Genomic DNA, 20,817 nt, shown 5'->3' with positions numbered 1-20,817 from the left:
GCTTTATAATGCATACTTCTGTTAACAAATGTAGGTAAACAATGAAACAGCAATTCTATAAATTGCCCCAAATTCTAATAAGCCTTTGTCTCCTATTGATTCTTTCCACCCCAATCCAAGCAGAACCGCCAAATCTTAGTTTAATTAGAAAAGAAATTAAAAACTATTACGACTCTGGCTTGTATTATCACGAATTGGAACGAACCATTAAGTTAGCTCAAGAATATATACACCAACAATATTTAATCAATAAAAACAACAAACACCCACAAAAACTTGCCATAGTACTGGATATTGATGAAACCAGCCTGTCCAACTATGATAAGATGGTAAAACGGGATTTTACCGGTAGCAAAGAGCAAATTCATAAAGAAATACTTGCTGCCAATTCACCGGCAATCAAGCCTATGCTGACACTTTACAAAAACGCCTTAAAAAAGGGTATCAAAGTATTTTTTGTAACCGGAAGGCAAGAATCTGAGCGCGACGCAACCCGCGCTAATTTAATTAAAGCAGGATATACTAAATGGGCGGGACTTTATCTACGGCCTAATGGGTATTCTTCCCCCTCGATTATCCCATTTAAATCAAAAGCAAGGGAAATGATAGCTAAAAAGGGATACACCATCATTGCCAGCATCGGTGATCAATACAGTGATATCCAAGGGGGATATGCTAAAAAAGGATTTAAACTTCCCAATCCATTTTACTACTTGCCTTAGTCAAGGTGTGATGGGTGATTAGGTTTTTCGTAGGTCCTGTTGATTTTGAATCTATGAAACCTCAGGCACAACGACCCGAGGTTTCTTAATGACTACAAGCATTAAGCTGCTTTTTCTTTCATACGAATTGCCATGACTTCCATAGCCAGGAATTTGACATAATCATAGGTCACGTAATAATCTCCTTGATCTCCAGCAAATTTGGACCAAGAATTACGCAAGGTGAAAACGCCTTTGTTAACATGGCCTTCTTCATCCATCACTTCAAGATCATCATCATAGCCAGTGATCACTAATTCGTGCCCGGCATAGATCATTCCATTCATTGCGTCCAATACAATTTCAGGTGTTAACATCCAGGTGTCATTGTATGCACGGTTGGTACCTACAGCTCCGGCATCCCCGACAAATACATCCAATAACATGCCGATAGTCAAACGGTTACCTTTCGCGAGCTCTTCCTTGATCTGATAGACGATTTGATTCATATCCGCTTTAGCTGAAAAGGATTCCTCATCCTTTAACAAAGCCTCCCAGCTAATTAAATTCGATACCGGGACGCTATGCGCCAGGAACTCGGAGTCAGACATGGGTTTGCCTTCATTGTTTTCGTCTTCTAAAGGATATTCTCTAACACCGGCGCAACCATTCAATTTCTGATAATTCTGACTGATGATACCGTATTCAGAAATCTGTTGAAGAACCCAGTAACCAAAAGAACCATTCCACCCGCTGGCTTTGGCTTTGTCATGTATCGCCAGATAACTTCCTAACTCCAGATTACACAATTGACTGATGTAATCTCCTGCCCCAAGGGCAGCATCTATGGCTGCAGTTACTGCGAAAGTGACACAACTACCATGATATCCCTGATCCAATACGGGTGTTAACTGCATTCCCAACTTAACTTTTCTTGGTAACTCAGAAGAAAAACTGGCTGTGTTTATACTATTTTTAGGATATTCTGACAGCTGTTCACGCAAATAAGATTTCGCTTCGGTCGATAATTCATACTTGGGCAACTTAAATGTTAAGCTTTGAGCGACTCCACTGGGATTTTTAGGCGTAATGTGAACATCAACCTCTCCTTTTAAAGTCAAAGGACCTGCAAAAACCAGTGATGAAGAGAAAGACAATACAGCTAAATTAATTAACTTACTCATAAAATATATCCCTATAATTAACCCTCTTGCATCATATCAAGAGGTGAATTAAATGCAAACAAATCATGCGAATAAGAATAAAATGACAAGCTAATTTTCTATTCGCACAGTAGAAACCATTTTGTAATAAGGTGACCATTCGCTAGAGCGCTGTGATAATTTTTATCAAACAAATTCTATCTCGAATACTGAAATCACATCCTCTCATTGACGAATCAAAAATAACAAATCAGATTCAATTTAAGAAAACAAGCAACTTGACCCGAGTTCATATATAATAAGCCTGATTCTAAAAAAGAGGATATTAATATGCGTACTCTATTGTCATGTTTCCTGATAACCCTATTGTCTTTTGGTTTAATTATCAATGAGGCCTCTGCTAAACGATTTGGCGGCGGGCGCAGTTTTGGGGTTCAACGTTCTCAAAGCAGTCTTTTCTCATCAAATAAAACATACAATAAGTCTTCATTAACACAAAAAGCTAATAAGAGCAGATGGGGTGGTGTATTAGGCGGCCTCCTGATTGGAGGACTATTGGCCAGCCTCTTTATGGGCAATGGCTTGGCAAATGGGTTAATCACCTGGCTAATCCTTGGTTCAGTCATTTTCTTTGTCGTCAGCTTCTTACGCAGGAAAATGAATCCAGGGTTTCAAGCAACTCAATCCGGAGCATTCCGCCAAAACTCTTTTGAACAATTCACGCAAAACTACGGAAACCGAAATAGTGGAGGAGCTCATTTTGCCCAACAAGAAACAAGCTTTGACGCGGACAATTTTCTTCGTGATGCCAAGGTAACTTTTATACGTCTACAAGCGGCTTACGACCAAAAAAATCTGCAGGATTTGCAAACATTCACAGTTCCGGAAGTATTTGCAGAAATTAAAATGCAACTGGACGAACGAGGCAATGCCCCCAACCAAACGGAAGTCATTTCCCTCGATGCAAAATTGCTTGATGTGTCCAAACAATCCTTATCCACGATAGCCAGCGTACAATTCACTGGAACAATCAAAGAAAACGGTGAAATATCTAACCTGGATGAAATATGGCATTTCCGCCAGTTTGATAACAGAAAAGAGTGGGTTGTAGGGGGTATTCAGCAAGAAGTATTTCAGCCATAAATACTTAAGGTTTCCTGGAGTGGCAACTGTCTTTCATGACAGTTGCACTAAAAATCAAAGAAAATAACTGAAATCACTCAACAATATATTGCACCTGGATGATTTCATATTCAACCATACCGCCAGGCGTTTCTACCGTGACCGCATCATCAAGTTCTTTGCCAATTAAAGCTCGGGCAATAGGAGAACTGTATGAAATCTTGTTCAGTTTGATATCAGCTTCATCCTCTCCAACTATTTTATAGGTTAATTCTGAGCCCGTTGCTACATGACAAATTGTAACGGTTGAACCAAATATCACTTTACCATTATTAGGTAATTTACTGATATCAATTATTTGCGCATGAGACAACTTCGCTTCAAGTTCTTGAATACGCCCTTCATTAAAACTCTGTTGTTCTCGAGCTGCGTGATATTCCGCATTTTCTTTCAAATCACCATGAGCTCTTGCAGTTGCAATTGCTTCTACAATGCGCGGACGATCCACGAACTTTAAGCGATGCAATTCTGCTTTTAGTGCTTCTGCACCCTCAACTGTCATAGGATGTTTACTCATATTTACCCCTAATGTAAATCTTGTAAGCGAGTTACAGTTTCCCTATCTTCATACTTCATAGCCAAACAAGCAGCTTCGGCTCCTGATAAGGTCGTAGTGTAGCTGACCTTATGCTGTAAGGCGTTGCGTCTGATAGCAAAAGAATCTGCTATCGCTTGTTTGCCCTCAGTAGTATTTACAATAAAGTCTATTTCATTATTTTTTATAAAATCCAGCACATGTGGTCGGCCTTCTGCTACTTTAAAGACTCTTCTGCAGTCTACGCCGGCTGCTTGTAATGCCAAAGCAGTACCGCGCGTGGCGATAATTTCAAAACCCAGTTCTATTAATCTCTTGGCAATCTCGCCGACACGCGTTTTATCTGCGTCACGTACCGATACGAAAGCTCGTCGACGTTTGGCAATGTGACATCCGGCACCCAATTGTGCTTTAGCATAAGCTTGTCCAAAACGCTTGGCAATACCCATGACTTCCCCCGTTGACTTCATTTCTGGGCCAAGAATCGAGTCCACACCAGAAAATTTGATAAAGGGAAAAACCGGCAACTTAATCGAGTAGAAAGAAGGCGCATGATGATTTTGGTTTAATCTTTGATCTTTCAAACTAATTCCCACTTTACAAAGAGCCGCTATTTTAGCTAATGGCAGCCCGGTAGCCTTTGAAACAAAAGGCACGGTTCTCGAAGCGCGCGGATTCACTTCCAAAACATAAATATCATCCGCTTGAATAGCAAACTGCGCATTAATCAAGCCCACCACGCCTAATTTCAAAGCCATTTTTCGGATCTGCTCTATCAAATCTTGCTGAACAACTACGCCTAAGCTAAAAGGAGGTAAAGTGCATGCCGAATCACCAGAATGTATCCCCGCTTGCTCGATATGCTCCATGATGGCACCAATCAATACGTCTTTGCCATCACAAACGGCATCAATATCTACCTCTATGGCATCGTTCAAAAATTTATCAAGAAGAACGGGTGAATCATTAGAAACTTCAACTGCATGCGACAGGTAATACCTTAAATCCTCTTCTTGATAAACAATTTCCATAGCTCGTCCACCGAGAACATAAGAGGGCCTAACGACTAGCGGATAACCAATTTTGTTAGCTAATTCAATGGCCTCTGCTTCGCTTCGGACAGTTCCATTATCAGGCTGATGCAGTTTCAATTCTTTGACCATTTGCTGAAATCGTTCTCTGTCTTCAGCCATATCAATAGCATCTGATGAAGTACCAATTATTTTTACGCCATTAGCCTCTAAATCACGAGCCAACTTTAATGGTGTTTGTCCTCCATAATGCACAATGACACCCTCCGGTTGCTCCATTGCGACGATGGACAACACATCCTCTAAAGTAACAGGTTCAAAATATAGTCGATCGGAGGTATCAAAATCAGTGGAAACCGTTTCTGGATTGCAATTCACCATAATAGTTTGGTAACCCGCACTCCTTAATGACAAGGCCGCATGCACGCAGCAATAATCAAATTCAATGCCTTGGCCAATTCGATTAGGTCCACCTCCAAGAATCATAATCTTTTTCTTATTGCTCTCAGGACGTGCTTCACAGCTTCCTTCATAACAAGAATACATGTAGGCTGTATCACTAGGGAATTCTCCGGCACAAGAATCAATTCTCTTGTAGACAGGCAAGATCTCTAATTCAATGCGTCTTGCCCGAACTTCTGCTTCCGTACAACCAAGCAATTTGGCCAAGTACGCGTCAGCAAAACCCCGGTGTTTCATCAAGTGTAAAGTGGTTTTATCCAGATCCCGAATCGTTTTTCCAATGATTGAGCGCTCTAAAAGAACCAACTCTTGAATTTGTGCCAGAAACCATGGATCGACTCGACTTTCCAGATGAATTTCCTCAAGTGATAAATTTTGCCTAAAGGCATCAGCAATATACCAAAGTCTATCCGGAGTGGGTTCTCGTAAATGCCCTCTTAAACGCGCCATATCCTCTTTTTGAAACAGCGAATGCAATCCACATCGTCCAATCTCTAAACCTCTTATGGCTTTCTGTAAAGATTCCTGAAAGTTAGAACCAATCGCCATGACTTCCCCGACTGATTTCATTTGTGTGGTAAGAGTGTCTGGAGTTTGCGGAAATTTATCAAAATTAAACCGCGGAACTTTGGTAACGACGTAATCAATGCTGGGCTCAAAGGACGCAGGTGTTTTACCTCCGGTGATTTCGTTTTTCAATTCATCCAAGGTATAACCCACAGCCAATTTAGCTGCGACCTTAGCAATGGGAAAACCGGTTGCTTTTGACGCCAAAGCCGAGCTTCGAGATACACGCGGGTTCATTTCCACAACCAGCATGCGCCCGTCTTCAGGATTAATAGCAAACTGAACGTTGGAACCTCCCGTATCCACACCAACTGCTCTTAGCACTTTAATCGCCGCATCCCGCATCCGTTGGTATTCTTTATCAGTTAATGTTTGTGCCGGAGCAACGGTAATGGAATCTCCAGTATGCACACCCATAGGGTCAAAATTTTCTATAGTACAAACAATAATGCAATTATCATTTTTATCCCGGACGACTTCCATTTCATATTCTTTCCAACCCAGAACCGATTCATCAATCAAAAGCTCGCGAGTTGGTGATAACTCCAATCCTCTAATACAAATTTCTTCAAATTCTTCACGGTTATAGGCAATACCGCCTCCACTACCACCCATGGTAAATGAGGGTCTGATGATGGCAGGAAAGCCTAAACGGGCTTGCACTTGAATTGCCTCTTCCAGGCTATGAGCAATCGCTGACCTCGGCATATCCAATCCGATTTTAATCATCAGCTGGCGAAATTTTTCTCTATCTTCCGCCCTGTCTATGGCTTCACGCGTCGCTCCTATCATTTCAACAGAGTACTTGGCTAATACCCCTTCTCTTACCAAATCCAGGGCGCAGTTTAAGGCTGTTTGTCCTCCCATCGTCGGTAAAAGAGCATCTGGCCTCTCTATCTCGATAATACGAGCCACTTCTTTCCATTGAACAGGCTCTATATAGGTTGCATCAGCAAGCTCAGGATCAGTCATTATGGTTGCTGGATTAGAGTTAACTAATATCACTCGATATCCTTCTTCTTTCAAAGCGCGGACTGCTTGGGTACCTGAGTAATCAAACTCGCAAGCCTGCCCAATCACAATAGGGCCTGCTCCAAGAATTAGAATAGATTTTATATCGGTTCGTTTTGGCATAATGACAATAAAAAAAGAATAAAGTGATATATTTTACCGAGTTTTGCCCAAAGATTATACCCTTCGATGACATGTTTTGAGTCATTTAGTTGCCCAGAAAACCGCCAAAGGCATTAAATGACATAAAATTACTTGTATAAATTAGAAAGCAGAATTTGCAAACCCGCTTCTGTCAAAGACAGATATTTATAATAGGGATCAGCTGTTGTTCGCTCAAGCCATTCATTTGCGATGCAAATGTCCGTTAATTTCTGCGCTTCTTCCACTGAAACAGGTTTGCCCAATTTCTGGGTAAGCATTGCTGCCGCATCCTCTTCAATACTCAAAAAAACCTGCTCTCTGGTTACCCCGCGCGCGGTCATTTCATCATAAAACAAGGACAGAATATACATTTCGTTCATACTAATTCCTTATTATTTGATACTAAGATCTATAGCATATATTTAATTATCGTTCGACATGATAAAATTAAATACTTTTTAATTAAAAAATTTGTCATAACCAAATCTCTCTATGCAAGAAATCGATGTCCTTATCATTGGTGCTGGTGCCGCAGGCCTAATGTGTGCTATTGAAGCAAGCAAACGTAAAAGAAAAGTGTTCGTGCTGGATCATGCCAATAAAGTAGGGAAAAAGATACTCATGTCAGGAGGTGGTCGTTGTAATTTTACCAATTACTACATTGAACCCAACAAGTATTTTTCCCACAACCCCCATTTTTTCAAATCAGCCTTATCTCGTTACACTCAATGGGATTTTATTGACCTGGTTAACAAACACAAAATTCCCTTCCACGAAAAAACATTAGGACAATTATTTTGCGATAATAAGTCCAAAGACATCGTTGATATGTTGCTTAAAGAATGTGAGCAATACGGGGCGACAATTTATTTAAATACTGTGATAGAACAAATACAAAAAACCAACGACCATTCCTTCAAGATTAGCACGACAAAGGGAAGGTTTCATTGCCATTCTGTAGTCATTGCGACTGGAGGGCTTTCTATTCCCACAATAGGCGCGAGCCCCTTTGCCTATAAAATTGCAGAGCAGTTCAATATTAAGGTATGGCCAACCAGGGCCGGCCTTGTACCATTTACGTTGGATGTCCTCGAAAAGAATAGATTATCCGTCCTGTCGGGAATAGGCGTTGATAGCCTGGTCAATAATGAAAGAAATCAATTTCGCGAACACATCTTATTTACCCACCGTGGCTTGAGTGGCCCTGCTATCTTGCAACTCTCATCCTACTGGTATCCTGGTGAAAAGATATGCGTTAATTTGCTGCCCGAACATAACCTCCTGGAAAGCTTGAAAACAGCCCGAGCGGAAGCTCCGCATAAACAGTTAAACTCTGTATTATCGATGTACTTGCCCAAACGAGTTGTTGAAGTCTTTATTCCTCAAAAACTGGGTGAAAAAAGACTGGCTGACAGCTCTAATAAAGATTTGGAAACAATTTCCCATTTGTTGCAGAACTGGGTAGTAAAACCCAATGGGACAGAAGGCTACCGTACAGCAGAAGTGACAATAGGCGGAGTAGACTGTCATGCTATTTCATCCAAAACCATGGAAGCCAACAAGGTACCAGGCCTATATTTTATTGGAGAAGCCCTGGACGTGACGGGGTGGTTAGGTGGGTATAATTTCCAGTGGGCATGGTCTTCTGGTTGGGCTGCCGGGCAAATAGTGTAAATAACGGATTCAAAAAAACCAATTCTCAAGGCGCATTAGCTTACCAGAATCCCAAAGCCCAAATTTTCCCCAAGATTTCATGAAGAGCAATAGAAGTATAGGCCAGGTTATAAGAATTAGGTATCACCATTTTGACCCAGGTATCAGTAGACCAAAAGAAGGTAAAATCAGTTGGGGCTGCTATGGGATGCAATCCTTGCTGCTGGCATAATGCCATGGAACGTGGCATGTGAATCGCTGAGGTAACCAGATAAAAGGGTTGATCATGTACTATGGCTGCTAATTCACGCGCCTGATCTGCTGTATTGATAGAAGCAGTTTCAATGACAACTTTTTCCGAATCGATTGCAAACCAGCTGGTTAATTCTGTCAATAATAAAGCCTCTGATTGCTCACCAGAAGATCCTCCGCCCGATAAAAGCAATTTTGCATTGGGCAAAGTTCTGAATAATCGGACACCTTCAATCAATCGTTTGATGCTCGCTGAGGTCAACAGATCATTTGCAGGCATTCCTTCCCCAATATTCTGTCCTCCACCGAGAACGACCACCCATTTCACATTTGGATTAACCCGCTTTACTATAGGGTATCGAGACTCTAATTGATAAGTTAAATAACTGGGTAACCAACCCGTACTCATAGCAAGCAATACAATCAATACAACAAACAACATAACTTTAGTGAAAGTAGGAGCAAGCCGACGATATAGTAAAAAAGTGCAAATACCTAATACCAAAAGACATAAAAAGAAAGGATGCAGCAAGTATTCAAGCAAATGTCTAATGAATGCCATTATCTGACTCTTCGCATTAAATAAACTCCAATTAAAGAAAAGATGAGAGTAGGACTAAAGGCAGCCAATTCAGGCGGCCATTGGAATACTGTGCTCACTGGGCCAAAAAATCGATTCAGAATATGAAACCCGAATCCAACCATAGCACCTACCAGTAATTTTGACCCCATGGTTGACGAACGTAAGGGGCCAAAAATAAAGGGGATAGCTAATATCATCATAACCATAGTATTCAAAGGCTGAGTAATTCGTTGAAAAAAGGCAAACTTATAATTTGATACATTTTGATGGTTGCGTTGTTGCTCACGTAAATAGCGGTTCAATTCATGTAAAGTCATTTCATCCGGATTGGTGCCCGTAATTTTAAGAATTTCAGGTTTCACCGGCACATCCCAAGGCATGGTATCGAAATGATAGGCTTTGGTATGATCCTCTGCAAATTCAGTTTGTTTCACATCATAAGCTATCCATGAATTATTGACATACTTCACTTCACTTATCTGGCGAGCCAGTTTTAAATTATGCTGGTTGTCAAAGCGGAATTGATTTACATAGCGAAGAGTATTCTCGTGTGTGACTGAAGCAATAGAAACAAAATCATTACCATTACGGACCCAAACCCCTCTTGGAGTCAGCAAAGCCTGCCCTCCTGTTAAAGCGGAAACCTTGTATTCATTCGCATAATGCGCCATTACTGGTACAATGGTTTCACCTAAAGACGTGATTAACAGGATGACTATCAGAGACGCCTTTAATACTGCCCCCGTTATTTGGCCGATGGATATCCCCGCGGCACGCATCACAACCAGCTCGCTATGATTAGCTAATACTCCCAGGCCAACCAAACACCCGAGCAAGCTGGCAATAGGGAAAAACAGATAGACTTGGTAGGGCATCTGTAAAAGGACAAAAACACCGGCTTGCACGATTCCATAGTCTGCTCGCCCCAAATCGTCTATCTGATTAACAAACAAAATAAAGATCTGCAAACCGACCAACATCAAAGTCACCAAGCCAATTGCAGATAAAACCGTTTTGGCAATATAACGATCAAGTATTTTTCTGCTCATGCAAGCTTCACCTGATTTCGCCAAATAAATAGGATGCCGAGCATGGCAACCGCCACGTGTACCCACCACATCCCTATCCACCAGGGAATCTTCCCGGTAGCAATCGCATCACGAGAAACAAACATAAAATTAGCATAAAAAATATAGATAATGATGGCTGGCAAAAGTTTCGAATATTTTCCAGAACGAGGGCTGACACGACTAAGTGGAACGGCAACCAGAGTCAAGGTCAAAACCATTAAAGGAATGGAAATACGCCACTGTAATTCAGCCGCCTTTTTCAAATCATGATTGTTCAAAGGCCATAAGTCTCTGGTTTTTGCAGTGCGAGCATCATCATGCATAACAACAGTCGGGTTGGGCAATTTGGATTTATAGCTTGCAAATTCTGCAATCTGGTAATCGGCATGACCCGGAACACCTTGATATTCCTTGCCATTTTGCAGCACGATGTATTCCTCGCCTGTTTGAGGATTAACCTCAGCAAATGCTTTATCTGCCCACAACACATCCCATAACAGCCTATTATCCTGAACGCTATGTTTTGCCATGAATATCTGTTCTGCTTGGGAGTGATCGCGATTCATGGATTGGACATAAAAGATTTGTTGACCGCTATTAATGGCATGAAAGCGTCCAGGCATAATCGTTTGAATTAAAGTTTTGATTCCTGTAGAACGTATTAACTTGGTGCGTTCAACAGCAATCACAGGGCTTGCCCAAATCATTACGATGGCAACCACTACCAACACAACAGTAGCCATGGCAAAGCTGTGTTTCAGTAATTGCCTGGGGCCATACCCACAAGCTCGCAGAACCGTCATTTCGCTTTCGGCATATAACCTGCCATACGCCAATAGAAGAGCGACATAAAACCCTAGGGGCAGCAACAGACCCATTAAATTTGGCAACTCCAACATCAACAACTTCATGATCACAAAACCAGGAATTGAACCAGAAGCAGCGCGATTTAAGTATTGTATGAATTGATTACTCATGAAAATAAGAACTAATATCGCGGTTAATGCGATTAAAGTAAGAAACACTTCTTTAGTCAAATAACGAAAAATAATCACTACAATACCCTACAGAGGACCTTATCAATTAATTCAATTCTTTCAGAATAACATATGAAAGAACCCATCATGATAATTCAAGACAGCCTATTTAAAAATAGTATTGATTTAAAACAGATGATTAAAACAGAATTTTTCATTCAAATGCTTATCCAATTTAGGTAAACTAGTTGTCTTTCTCAAGCGGTGCAGGAAAAAATATTATGAATTATGGATTAACTCATACCCCCTCATTAACCACGAGCGAATGTCTGGTGTTAGGCGTTTTTTCAGATTTGGCGCTACCAGATTTTATAACTGCAATTGATAATGAACAGCAAGGGCTGATTAAAAAACTTTGCCATAGAGTCCCTGAACCAGGAAATACTGTATGGCAAACTGATTTTGAAGGACATAGCCTATTAATCATTCAGTGTGGCAAAAAGGAAGAGTTTAGCGCTAATTCACTCCAAAAACGTGTAGGAGAAATTACAGAAGCATTAATTAAACAGCGTTTCTCTTCTGCCACCGTGTGCTTGCCTCGGTTAAATCAGGAATCTGCTGAATGGCAGTTAGAGCAAATGATTGTTCAAATCGATAATTTACGATATCAACTCCTTGATTTTAAAACGAAACATGCAAAAAGTCATAAATTGGAGTCGGTAATATTCCATCTTCCTGGAGCTACTGAAAAAAGCCTTGAAATGGCCAAAGCCATTGTTACCGGAGTTGAATTTTGCCGTGATTTAGCGAATATGCCGGCCAATATTTGTACTCCGACTTACCTTGGTGAGCAAGCCATTTCATTATCCAAACAATTCGACCAAATAAGCTGTCAAGTGATGGGGCCAGAAGAAATAAAAGAAATGGGTATGGGCGCATTATTAGCCGTTGCCCAGGGAAGTGACCAACCCCCAAGATTGATAGACATTCATTATCACGGTAACAAAAACTCAGCACCGGTCATTCTTGTCGGGAAAGGCATTACTTTTGACTCAGGAGGCTTATCTATAAAGCCGGCCAACGCCATGGATGAAATGAAATATGATATGTCTGGCGCTGCCAGTGTGCTGGGAGTTATAAAAGCCTGTGCTTTGCTGAAATTGCCAATTAATCTTATCGGCATTATAGCCAGTGCTGAAAATTTAATAAGTGGCTCCGCTGTAAAATCAGGAGACATTGTAACCACCATGTCAGGACAAACAGTCGAAATTATCAATACCGATGCGGAGGGTCGATTAGTGCTAGCAGACGCTTTGACTTACGCGGAGCGATATAATCCTGATTTTGTAATCGATATTGCTACTTTAACAGGAGCGATTATCGTCGCTTTGGGCAATATAGCCACTGGCTATATGACTAGAGATGAGCAGCTGGCCAAATCAATCGAATGTGCCGCTTATGAAAGCCAGGATAAAGTCTGGCGTATGCCACTGGATGAGGCCTATCAAGATGCTTTGGAAAGCCCATTGGCTGATATGATCAACGCCGGCTTTGATCGCAGTGCAGGAAGTATTACTGCCGCCTGTTTCTTATCACGGTTTACTGAAAAATATCGTTGGGCCCATTTGGACATCGCGGGAACAGCATGGATTTCTGGAAAGAAGCGTAATGCAACAGGGCGCCCTGTTCCTTTATTAATTCAATTATTGCGCCATGTCGCCAATTCGCGTTGATTTTTACTTATTAGCCAGTAGCCTTCCAGAATCTCGCTGGTTGGTTGCTTGTCGTTTAATAGAAAAAGCCTATACCAAAGGACATACTATTTTTGTTTTTTGCGACAATCAGCAACAAGCAGAATACCTTGATGAATTATTGTGGACTTTCAAAGACGACAGTTTTATTCCTCATAATTTGCAAGGTGAAGGACCGGAGCCTCCTCCCCCCGTACAAATTGGCTATCAAAAAGAACCCAGAGGCTTTACAGATATCCTGTTGAATTTATCCACCAATATTCCAATTTTTTATACCCGATTTAAAAGAGTCATTGAATTGGTGAGTAATGTAGAACATGAGAAAGAAGTGAGTCGAGTGCACTATAAAGAATATAGGTATAAAGGCTGTGAGCTGCACACGCACTCCATTGAATAAATATTTTTCTGCTCGCTGGACTTTTAAGCTTATTGTGTGTCCGCTCCCTGATGGTCGCGGCTCTGTGTTACTTTATTATAATCAGAGCCGCGACCATCAGGGAGCGGATAAAGGATAAAGAAGCCCGGAGAATCAGCAGTTACATTTCAACCTGGTGATTTTGAATAAGACCACAGCACATCACAATCCTTTTTTTCGGCGGCTTGCAATAAGTGAATTAAAGGGATTGCTCGTTTAGCCAAACTGATATCAGGCTCACTATCCTCATCGTCTTCTAGCGGTTTATTTTCGCTTTTTATTTTTCCCAGCCCTTGTTGTAAATGATGCAAAGCATCTGGTACATTTTCAGACTTAATAGCACCGGGGATTGTGCCGCCATGTCCCATTAACAACAATAATTGTTTTGCCACATTTTCAAAATAAGTAATGTTCTCATATGCATCACAACTAAAAGTCACAAACATAACTAACTCCCAACTGAAAATTCTATCCATAAGTCTGTAATAAATACTCGGCAACCGCTCGCAAGCCCATTGCTTCACCACCCTCTGGCTTTCCTGGCTTACTTACTGCAGTCCAGGCCATGATATCAAAATGAACCCATGGTATTGATTTTGTCACAAATCGTTGTAGAAATAAGCCGGCAGTAATAGCCCCAGCATAGGACGAAGAACTAGAATTGCTCATGTCTGCAATATTCGAATTCAATAACTCTTCGTATGGTGAAAATAAAGGCAGCCGCCAGACAGGGTCTGAGACTTTATTAGATGCTGCTACTATATCCTGAGCCAGTTGATCATGATTAGAAAACATAGCTGCAATTTCAGTTCCGACAGCGATACGAGCAGCACCTGTTAAGGTAGCAAAATCAATGATCAAATCTGGTTTTTCTTCACAAGCCTTAACCAAAGCATCTGCCAGAATCAATCGACCCTCTGCATCAGTGTTTTCTATTTCTACGGTTAATCCATTGCGCATGGTTAAAATATCTCCTGGCCTAAAAGCATTCGGACCAATGGCGTTTTCAACAGCGGGGATTAATACCTGTAATCGAATCGGCAAACGCTGAACCATTATCCACTGGGCTAAACCTATGACGTGTGCGGCACCGCCCATATCTTTTTTCATCAAACGCATGCCTGATGAAGGTTTGATATCAAGCCCACCACTATCAAAACAAACACCCTTTCCAATCAAAGTTACGCGTGGATGTTTCTCATTTCCCCAATGCAAAGATAATAAGCGAGGCGCTAAAGCAGAAGCTCTTCCAACCGCATGAATGGCAGGAAAATTATCCTTTATCAATTCCTCTCCAATCCATTGCTTAAAGTAAGCCTTGTGTGTTTTAGCCAATTCTTCGACAACATGGGCTAACGATTCTGGCCCCATATCGCAAGTTGGCGTGTTAATGAGATCCCGCACGAGAAATAAAGAATTCGCCAAGGATAAAATATAATCCATATCATTTGCCTCAACAATTAAAACTCGAGGCTGTAACTCGTATTTTTTATACTCATCAAATCGATATTGCGCTAATCCCCAAACTACGCCAGACTCACGACTTAACTTATCTTGAAATTGATAGTTCCCTGGAGGCAATAAAAGTGCGGCATTGGCCAAAGCACTTTCCTGATTGCCAGTTCCCGATCCAATAAAAGCTTTTTCAATCACGCCATCCGCATTGAGGATAAAACAATAATCGCCTAATTTGCCCTTAAACTGGCGTACAGAAAAACAATTTCGTTCCATGGGGGTTAGATTTTCAATTCCTTCGTCCCATTGCGATTGAGAAATGAGATGGACAGGAACTATCCTATCGCCGCAACTTTTGTAAAATACTTCTGCTTGCATCTTTTTAATCCTTTATCTGGCCACGAAAGTGGCTAGGCCTAAGCCCTATTATACCTAAAACTAATAAATAGATGACTACGGTGACGAACACATGAGCTAATAACAAGCTCAAACGCATCAAAGGAGAGAAACCAAGCCAGTAAGTCGCTGTTCCACTCATAAAATATAAATAAACCCCAATGGCAAAATTGGCTATCAACAACTGCATACTGTATTTCAGCCATCCGGGAGATGGTTTGAACAATCCCCTTTTAATCAAGAGAAACAGCAAAATAACACAATTTACATAACCAGCTAAAGCTGAAGCCAACGTCAAGCCAGCATGAGCCAAATGCCAGACAAATACGAAACATAAAAGAGTATTAACTACCATGGCTATGGCACCCACCTTTACAGGGGTACTGATGTCCTGGCGAGCATAAAAACCAGAAGCCAACACTTTTACTACCATAAAAGCAGGAACTCCCATGGCAAGAGTAATCAAGCTTTTTTGAGTTTGTAATAAATCATAGGCAGTAAATTTACCATAAGCAAAACAACTGGCTATCAGAGGCAAGGCAAAAAAGGACAATCCCAAACCGGCTGGAATTCCTATTAATAAAATCGAACGCAGCCCCCAATCCAAAGCGCGAGAATATTGATTAATATTTTGTTCTGTGTGTTTTCGGGACAGGTGGGGCAAGATAACTGTCGCAATCGCGACCCCAAAGACACCCAAAGGAAAATCAGTTAATCTGTCTGTATAGTATAACCAAGAGACACTCCCTACCTTTAGAAAAGAAGCAAAAATACTATCTATCATCAAGTTAAGTTGCGCAATTGAAACGCCAAATAAAGCCGGGATCATTAACTTGAGTACTTTATTGACTCCTGGATCATCCCGAACAACTCTCGGCCTGATAAGCAAATGTCGTTGATGCAAAAATGGTAATTGAAAAAGCAATTGCACGATACCGGCAATCAACACACCCCATGCCAAACCAACAACGGGTTGTGGCAAATTAGGGCACAAATACACCGCAGCAAGTATCATACTGATATTAAGCAAAACGGGAGTAAAGGCTGGAACCCCGAAATAACCATAGGTATTTAATATTGCCCCTGCCATGGCTGTTAAGGAAATAAGCATTAAATAGGGAAAAGTGATACGAAGCATCTGAGTTGCCAATTCAGCCCGGACGCTGTCATGATGGAAACCTGGCGCGAATAAAAAAATAATAACAGGCGATGCTACAATTCCCACTACAGTGACCAGGGTTAATATAGAACTCAAATAGCCTGAAATCCGAGCGATGAAAGTACGAACGTCTTCAGCAGAACGCGTTTTTTGATATTCAGCCAATACCGGGACAAAAGCTTGGGAAAAAGCGCCTTCCGCAAAAAGGCGCCGCATAAAATTTGGTATCCTGAAAGCAACAAAAAAAGCATCCATGCCAGCTTGAGCCCCAAAAAAATTGGCAAGAACCATATCTCGTGCAAACCCGACTATCCTTGAAATAAATGTCATTAATGAAACAAGGGAAGTGGATCGTATCAAGCTTTGTTTTTTAGGTACCATAATATCCGTTGTCAGCATGATGTTTTAAATAGATAAAAATTTTCTTTATGATATACTTAAACTGGCGCGAGTTCGATATAAAAAGCATGGAAATACCTCTTATATCTGTTTAAGTTGGCATTATCCAGTAAAACACAACACATCAGGATACGGATTCCACCTCAAACGAAGTCGTGCAATATATCAAATGAGTAAGTGAATCACCTGAAATATTGGTTTTACAAGATTTATCCGGATAATAAAACATTTCAACATCAACCTGCGTCAAAACAAATACATAAATACAAAAGGTTCAAAGCAGGTCTATTGACAAATTCTAACTCATTGTGCAAGATCTACATCTTTTGCAACATCTGATTGAGTGGAGATTTTTAAGTGGCAAATATCAAATCAGCGATTAAGCGTGCACGTCAAAACGTCAAATTGCGTCAACATAACGCCAGCGCGCGTTCGATGTACCGCACCTACATTAAAAACGTGCTGAAAGCCGTAGAGTCAGGAGATCAAGAAGCTGCGCGTGCTGCTTATACCAAAGCACAGCCAGTGATAGACAAAGCCGCTAATAAAGGCTTAATTCATAAAAACAAAGCAGCACGTATTAAAGGCCGTCTGGTTGCACGTCTTAAAGCTATGGCTGCCTAATCGAGAGTTTCCGTCGCTCTAAGTTCGAAACTACCGAACCGGAATTCCCGGTTCGGTTCCCTAGTGTAGCGCGTTGGAATAATCAGTTGCCTCGATGAGAGGTTTTTCATCATCTGTTATCCTGGTTTCTTGGCTTTGATTTTCTTTTATAAAAGTTGAATAAAAATAACCTCTACCCATTGCTGCTGCAACCCCCTGGAAAAAGCCTAACATACTTAATGGTTGAGCAGGGAACAGTAATGCGGCTAATTTTCTTTGTGACTGCATGTGTATCACTATATCCAATTCCGAGGACATGGCATACACATTTTCCTTGGCTATTTTTTGCTCATTCTCTACTTTTTCTATTTTGCCCTGTAACTCTTTTTCCAAAGAACAAAAAGGCGCCATCATCAATTTGGCAAATTGTTCTGTAATTGCTTTTAAATGTGAGCGATTCACTTCAATGCTGTCGATTGTCGGGTTAGTAAAGCCATTTGTAGTAAAGAGCCATGTGGCCACCTCATTAAGCATGCTATGCCAAGGTAAAGAGGGCAGTAAAAATTTTGTTAGCCAATACCTGTCGTCTTTTACAGAGGAAAAAGCAGCAGCCAGGCACTCAACAAAGAAATTTAATGATTCATTAAAGTACATTATCCGTGCATCCAATTGCTCCTTATAAATCCCTAAACACTCATGACAAAAATCCGATGCCAATTTATATTGTTTTTCTGCTATCTGCAGACGCTCCGCATAATACTCTACAGTTTCACGACCCTTTTCGACATCGCGCCACTCCTTATTGATACTGCGTGCCATGCGATAAGCCAAATTTAAGCCTCTAAAATGAACATTAGTTTGGACTTCAAAGGTTAATTCCTCCAATCTATGCAATTGTTCCATTAAGGTAGTAAGTTGGCCTAATCTCTTGATTACTTGATTATTTTCTCCTGAGTGGCATACATAAATCACTCTGGGCACTGTTCTTGAGTTGAATTGCTCGGGGAAATTTTCTGAGTGGATCAAAGACGAGGATTGCTCCAGACTATGCTGCGGAAGTTCACCCTCCGATTGATTGACCAATATTGCATTGCGGATCAGGGGAAAACCTGTGGCTTTTAATTGCTCCTGCATTGCTTCTTTTGTCGAGGCTTGAAATGCATTGAGCCAATTTGCCTTATCTTTTGAATTGATTGCTTCCTTTTGAGTATCCAGCCAATTTTTGGCTAAAACATGCAGTCTCTTTTTAGCCAATTGAATTTGGCTTTGTAAATCATTTATGGTTAAAAACATCCTTTTATGCTCACTTGTTTGCTTGAGTGACCTTAATCTATCACTCTAAAATGCATACTTCAATCAAAAAAATTCATTCATAACCGGATATTTTAATACAAATTGTTTATTAATAAACAACATGGATTATGTAAAAACAAAGGTCAAGGCAAAAAACATTTTTAATGAGGTGGTTTTTATAAACTAAATGACTGAATTAAAACCATTTTTTAACGAAGAGATTAGGAGATTTCATAAATCCTTTTTTATTTGATATTGATTCCTAAAAAGGGTTGGTCTTTATCAATCCCTCAACACCAACCCAAGCTGGAATCACAAAAAGCTCATGAACTGGAATCTATTCCACAACCTCTACGTTGCCAAAGGTTGTGGAGATAAAGCAATTTTCCCCTCATTGTCTTCTAGCTCGACATGATCCTCGCAATAGGTGCGTCCGATAATTTTACAAAGATTAATTTTATCCTTCCTTGATAAGTAAGAAGCTACTGCTTCCACCATATTTTCAAATCTGTTTTCGCCAGTTTCTTCATAGGGAAGGATATTTTTATTTTCCATTGGAGCATTATCATCAATTTGATAATTATCCACAATGGCCATATAAATACTGTTAAATAACGATTTTGCTTTTTTAATTTTGCCTTGTAAGGTTCTTTCTTCCGAACTTCTTGGTGCTGAAAATAAAGAAAGCGCCCAGCCATACCAACCTCCAAGTCTAGGTTCTTCTTGCTTAGGCTCAATAAAAGAAAAAGCTTTATAACATCCAACTACCTTATTGATTAATTCATCTTTATAAGGCCGATATTTTTCAGGTAAATTGCTATTGATTAATAACCACTCCAGGCGCTGCAGTTTTCTGACAATTGCTTTCACTTCTTCGCAATATTCCCCATCTATTTGAAATAATTTGATTGTCTCTTCAGATAATGCTTCAAGTTCTTGCGGAGGAACTGTCCAATAAAGCTTTACTCCAGGATCTTTTAAATCACGATAGTACACAACGTCTCCTGAAGATTTCCTATGCTCCCGTAAAGGACCAGTACTATGTAAAAAAATCGACTCCATTGGCCCACTACGTCTGGGCACTGTGGGATGTTCACCATATTCTGTAAGGCGTTCAATTTGCTCCTTTGATAATACATAAGACAGCAATGATAAAGCTTGTGTTTTACAGTTTTGTGAAAGAGCTAAACTAGGCCCAAACAATCCCCAGGACAAACGCAACTCAAAAGGTTTTAAGCGAGCTTCCCGCCCTTGTTGTTCCGCTTTAATTTTTTCAGTCGCATAAATCAATCTTGAAAATTGTTCGTGAGGATAAATTCTGGTTTTTTCAGGTGGTTTCCCTTTAATGCCCTGCGTTTCGACAAACTCATTTATTGCTGTTTCCTGATCAGTTGCCATCTGCAAACACTTTTTTTGTAATAACTCAAAATCGTCTTTGGTTAACTCAAAGGTAACCCCGCGCAAACCACATCCCTGATCGAGAAATCTGAGCTCTTCATGTCGCAACATTCCATGATTGCCAATCAAATCAACATCCAGCCCCATTTTTATTTTCAATTGATCTAACCAAGAACTATTACGATTGGTTGTCGGTAATCCATAAAATCCCCAATTATCAACAACCTCCAGCAATTTACTGGTTTCGTCCATTTTTGAAAGCAATAGACAACTGTGCCACAGTGGATTACTCCCTACCTCCTGATCTGTAGTACAAAATGTAACAGCATATTTCATATCACCACCCTCATCGATTTGTATCTAATTATTTGACCTTGATTAAATAGACCTTTTGCCCAAGCCGATTCTTTCATTTTATTGCTGCTTTGCAAATATTTCTGCGTTGCTCATTAACTGCATTATAAACTCCGCTCCTCAAAACGTTTGTACTTTGCCCTAAAAAAATAATCGGCTTAGGCATAAAACCTAACTAACAATTTAAATCTCTAAAAGATTATTTTTAAAATTACAATAAGGCATGGCTACACTTTCGTAAATAGCCAAGATGAGAGCAATCC

General features: G+C 40.5%; 18 protein-coding genes. 6 read left to right on the top strand and 12 right to left on the bottom strand.

Annotation, left to right across the window (positions count from 1 at the left end; all coding sequences use genetic code 11):
• The first annotated feature begins 41 nt into the window (after nucleotides 1–41).
• Nucleotides 42–722, top strand: a complete 681-nt coding sequence (locus OQI99_RS14050) for an HAD family acid phosphatase (protein WP_061513739.1) — start codon at nucleotides 42–44, stop codon at nucleotides 720–722.
• A gap of 101 nt (nucleotides 723–823) precedes the next feature.
• Here OQI99_RS14050 and OQI99_RS14045 read toward each other — a convergent pair whose 3' ends face one another.
• Nucleotides 824–1,885: a C1 family peptidase gene (locus OQI99_RS14045; protein WP_061513738.1), complete on the bottom strand. Its 1,062-nt coding sequence runs from the start codon at nucleotides 1,883–1,885 to the stop codon at nucleotides 824–826.
• A gap of 309 nt (nucleotides 1,886–2,194) precedes the next feature.
• Here OQI99_RS14045 and OQI99_RS14040 point away from each other — a divergent pair, with 309 nt between their 5' ends.
• Nucleotides 2,195–3,007: a Tim44 domain-containing protein gene (locus tag OQI99_RS14040; RefSeq protein ID WP_061513737.1), complete on the top strand. Its 813-nt coding sequence runs from the start codon at nucleotides 2,195–2,197 to the stop codon at nucleotides 3,005–3,007.
• 73 nt (nucleotides 3,008–3,080) lie between these two features.
• Here OQI99_RS14040 and greA read toward each other — a convergent pair whose 3' ends face one another.
• The 3 genes from greA to OQI99_RS14025 form a co-directional block, all read right to left on the bottom strand.
• Nucleotides 3,081–3,563, bottom strand: a complete 483-nt coding sequence (gene greA / locus OQI99_RS14035) for a transcription elongation factor GreA (protein ID WP_010948324.1) — start codon at nucleotides 3,561–3,563, stop codon at nucleotides 3,081–3,083.
• 8 nt (nucleotides 3,564–3,571) lie between these two features.
• The gene (gene carB / locus OQI99_RS14030) at nucleotides 3,572–6,775 is read right to left on the bottom strand and encodes a carbamoyl-phosphate synthase large subunit (RefSeq protein WP_265732202.1); all 3,204 of its coding nucleotides are present in this window, start codon (nucleotides 6,773–6,775) and stop codon (nucleotides 3,572–3,574) included.
• A 128-nt stretch (nucleotides 6,776–6,903) separates the two neighbouring features.
• On the bottom strand, nucleotides 6,904–7,176 hold the full coding sequence (locus tag OQI99_RS14025; protein WP_265732201.1) for a hypothetical protein: 273 nt from the start codon (nucleotides 7,174–7,176) through the stop codon (nucleotides 6,904–6,906).
• Between the two features lie 112 nt (nucleotides 7,177–7,288).
• Here OQI99_RS14025 and OQI99_RS14020 point away from each other — a divergent pair, with 112 nt between their 5' ends.
• Nucleotides 7,289–8,470 carry an NAD(P)/FAD-dependent oxidoreductase gene (locus OQI99_RS14020; protein ID WP_265732200.1) on the top strand — a complete coding sequence of 394 codons (1,182 nt, stop codon included), beginning with the start codon at nucleotides 7,289–7,291 and terminating at the stop codon, nucleotides 8,468–8,470.
• 40 nt (nucleotides 8,471–8,510) lie between these two features.
• Here OQI99_RS14020 and OQI99_RS14015 read toward each other — a convergent pair whose 3' ends face one another.
• From OQI99_RS14015 to lptF, 3 genes are read right to left on the bottom strand one after another with little or no spacing between them, the layout of a single operon-like run.
• Nucleotides 8,511–9,263, bottom strand: coding sequence for a lpg2628 family Dot/Icm T4SS effector (locus tag OQI99_RS14015; RefSeq protein ID WP_265732199.1), 753 nt, complete (start codon nucleotides 9,261–9,263; stop codon nucleotides 8,511–8,513).
• Nucleotides 9,263–10,333, bottom strand: a complete 1,071-nt coding sequence (gene lptG / locus OQI99_RS14010; protein WP_061513733.1) for an LPS export ABC transporter permease LptG — start codon at nucleotides 10,331–10,333, stop codon at nucleotides 9,263–9,265. Before lptG ends, OQI99_RS14015 begins: the two co-directional genes overlap by 1 nt.
• Entirely contained in the window at nucleotides 10,330–11,409 is a 1,080-nt protein-coding gene (gene lptF, locus OQI99_RS14005; RefSeq protein WP_265732198.1) for an LPS export ABC transporter permease LptF, read from the bottom strand. Before lptF ends, lptG begins: the two co-directional genes overlap by 4 nt.
• A gap of 203 nt (nucleotides 11,410–11,612) precedes the next feature.
• Between lptF and OQI99_RS14000 the strand changes: the two genes are divergently transcribed.
• Nucleotides 11,613–13,064, top strand: a complete 1,452-nt coding sequence (locus OQI99_RS14000; protein WP_265732197.1) for a leucyl aminopeptidase — start codon at nucleotides 11,613–11,615, stop codon at nucleotides 13,062–13,064.
• Nucleotides 13,045–13,479, top strand: coding sequence for a DNA polymerase III subunit chi (locus tag OQI99_RS13995; RefSeq protein WP_265732196.1), 435 nt, complete (start codon nucleotides 13,045–13,047; stop codon nucleotides 13,477–13,479). Before OQI99_RS14000 ends, OQI99_RS13995 begins: the two co-directional genes overlap by 20 nt.
• Before the next feature lie 146 nt (nucleotides 13,480–13,625).
• Here OQI99_RS13995 and OQI99_RS13990 read toward each other — a convergent pair whose 3' ends face one another.
• From OQI99_RS13990 to murJ, 3 genes are read right to left on the bottom strand one after another with little or no spacing between them, the layout of a single operon-like run.
• Complete coding sequence (locus OQI99_RS13990; RefSeq protein WP_013101902.1) at nucleotides 13,626–13,943, bottom strand: DUF1840 domain-containing protein; 318 nt, start codon at nucleotides 13,941–13,943, stop codon at nucleotides 13,626–13,628.
• A 22-nt stretch (nucleotides 13,944–13,965) separates the two neighbouring features.
• Nucleotides 13,966–15,330, bottom strand: a complete 1,365-nt coding sequence (locus OQI99_RS13985) for a leucyl aminopeptidase family protein (protein ID WP_265732195.1) — start codon at nucleotides 15,328–15,330, stop codon at nucleotides 13,966–13,968.
• A gap of 4 nt (nucleotides 15,331–15,334) precedes the next feature.
• Nucleotides 15,335–16,906 carry a murein biosynthesis integral membrane protein MurJ gene (gene murJ / locus OQI99_RS13980; RefSeq protein WP_265732194.1) on the bottom strand — a complete coding sequence of 524 codons (1,572 nt, stop codon included), beginning with the start codon at nucleotides 16,904–16,906 and terminating at the stop codon, nucleotides 15,335–15,337.
• 357 nt (nucleotides 16,907–17,263) lie between these two features.
• On the opposite strand from murJ, the gene rpsT reads away from it, so the two are divergent.
• Nucleotides 17,264–17,530, top strand: coding sequence for a 30S ribosomal protein S20 (rpsT, locus tag OQI99_RS13975; protein WP_010948336.1), 267 nt, complete (start codon nucleotides 17,264–17,266; stop codon nucleotides 17,528–17,530).
• A gap of 60 nt (nucleotides 17,531–17,590) precedes the next feature.
• Here the strand turns inward: rpsT and OQI99_RS13970 are convergent, their stop codons facing one another.
• Together OQI99_RS13970 and mavV are read right to left on the bottom strand one after the other, a co-directional pair.
• Nucleotides 17,591–18,802: a lpg2637 family Dot/Icm T4SS effector gene (locus OQI99_RS13970; protein WP_265732193.1), complete on the bottom strand. Its 1,212-nt coding sequence runs from the start codon at nucleotides 18,800–18,802 to the stop codon at nucleotides 17,591–17,593.
• Between the two features lie 351 nt (nucleotides 18,803–19,153).
• On the bottom strand, nucleotides 19,154–20,536 hold the full coding sequence (mavV, locus tag OQI99_RS13965; RefSeq protein ID WP_042754705.1) for a Dot/Icm T4SS effector MavV: 1,383 nt from the start codon (nucleotides 20,534–20,536) through the stop codon (nucleotides 19,154–19,156).
• Nucleotides 20,537–20,817: the final 281 nt, after the last annotated feature.

The organism is Legionella sp. PATHC039 (genome assembly GCF_026191275.1).
GTDB lineage: Bacteria > Pseudomonadota > Gammaproteobacteria > Legionellales > Legionellaceae > Legionella > Legionella pneumophila.
Note: the sequence above shows the minus strand (reverse complement) of the source record. Positions and strands in the feature narration are given on the sequence as shown.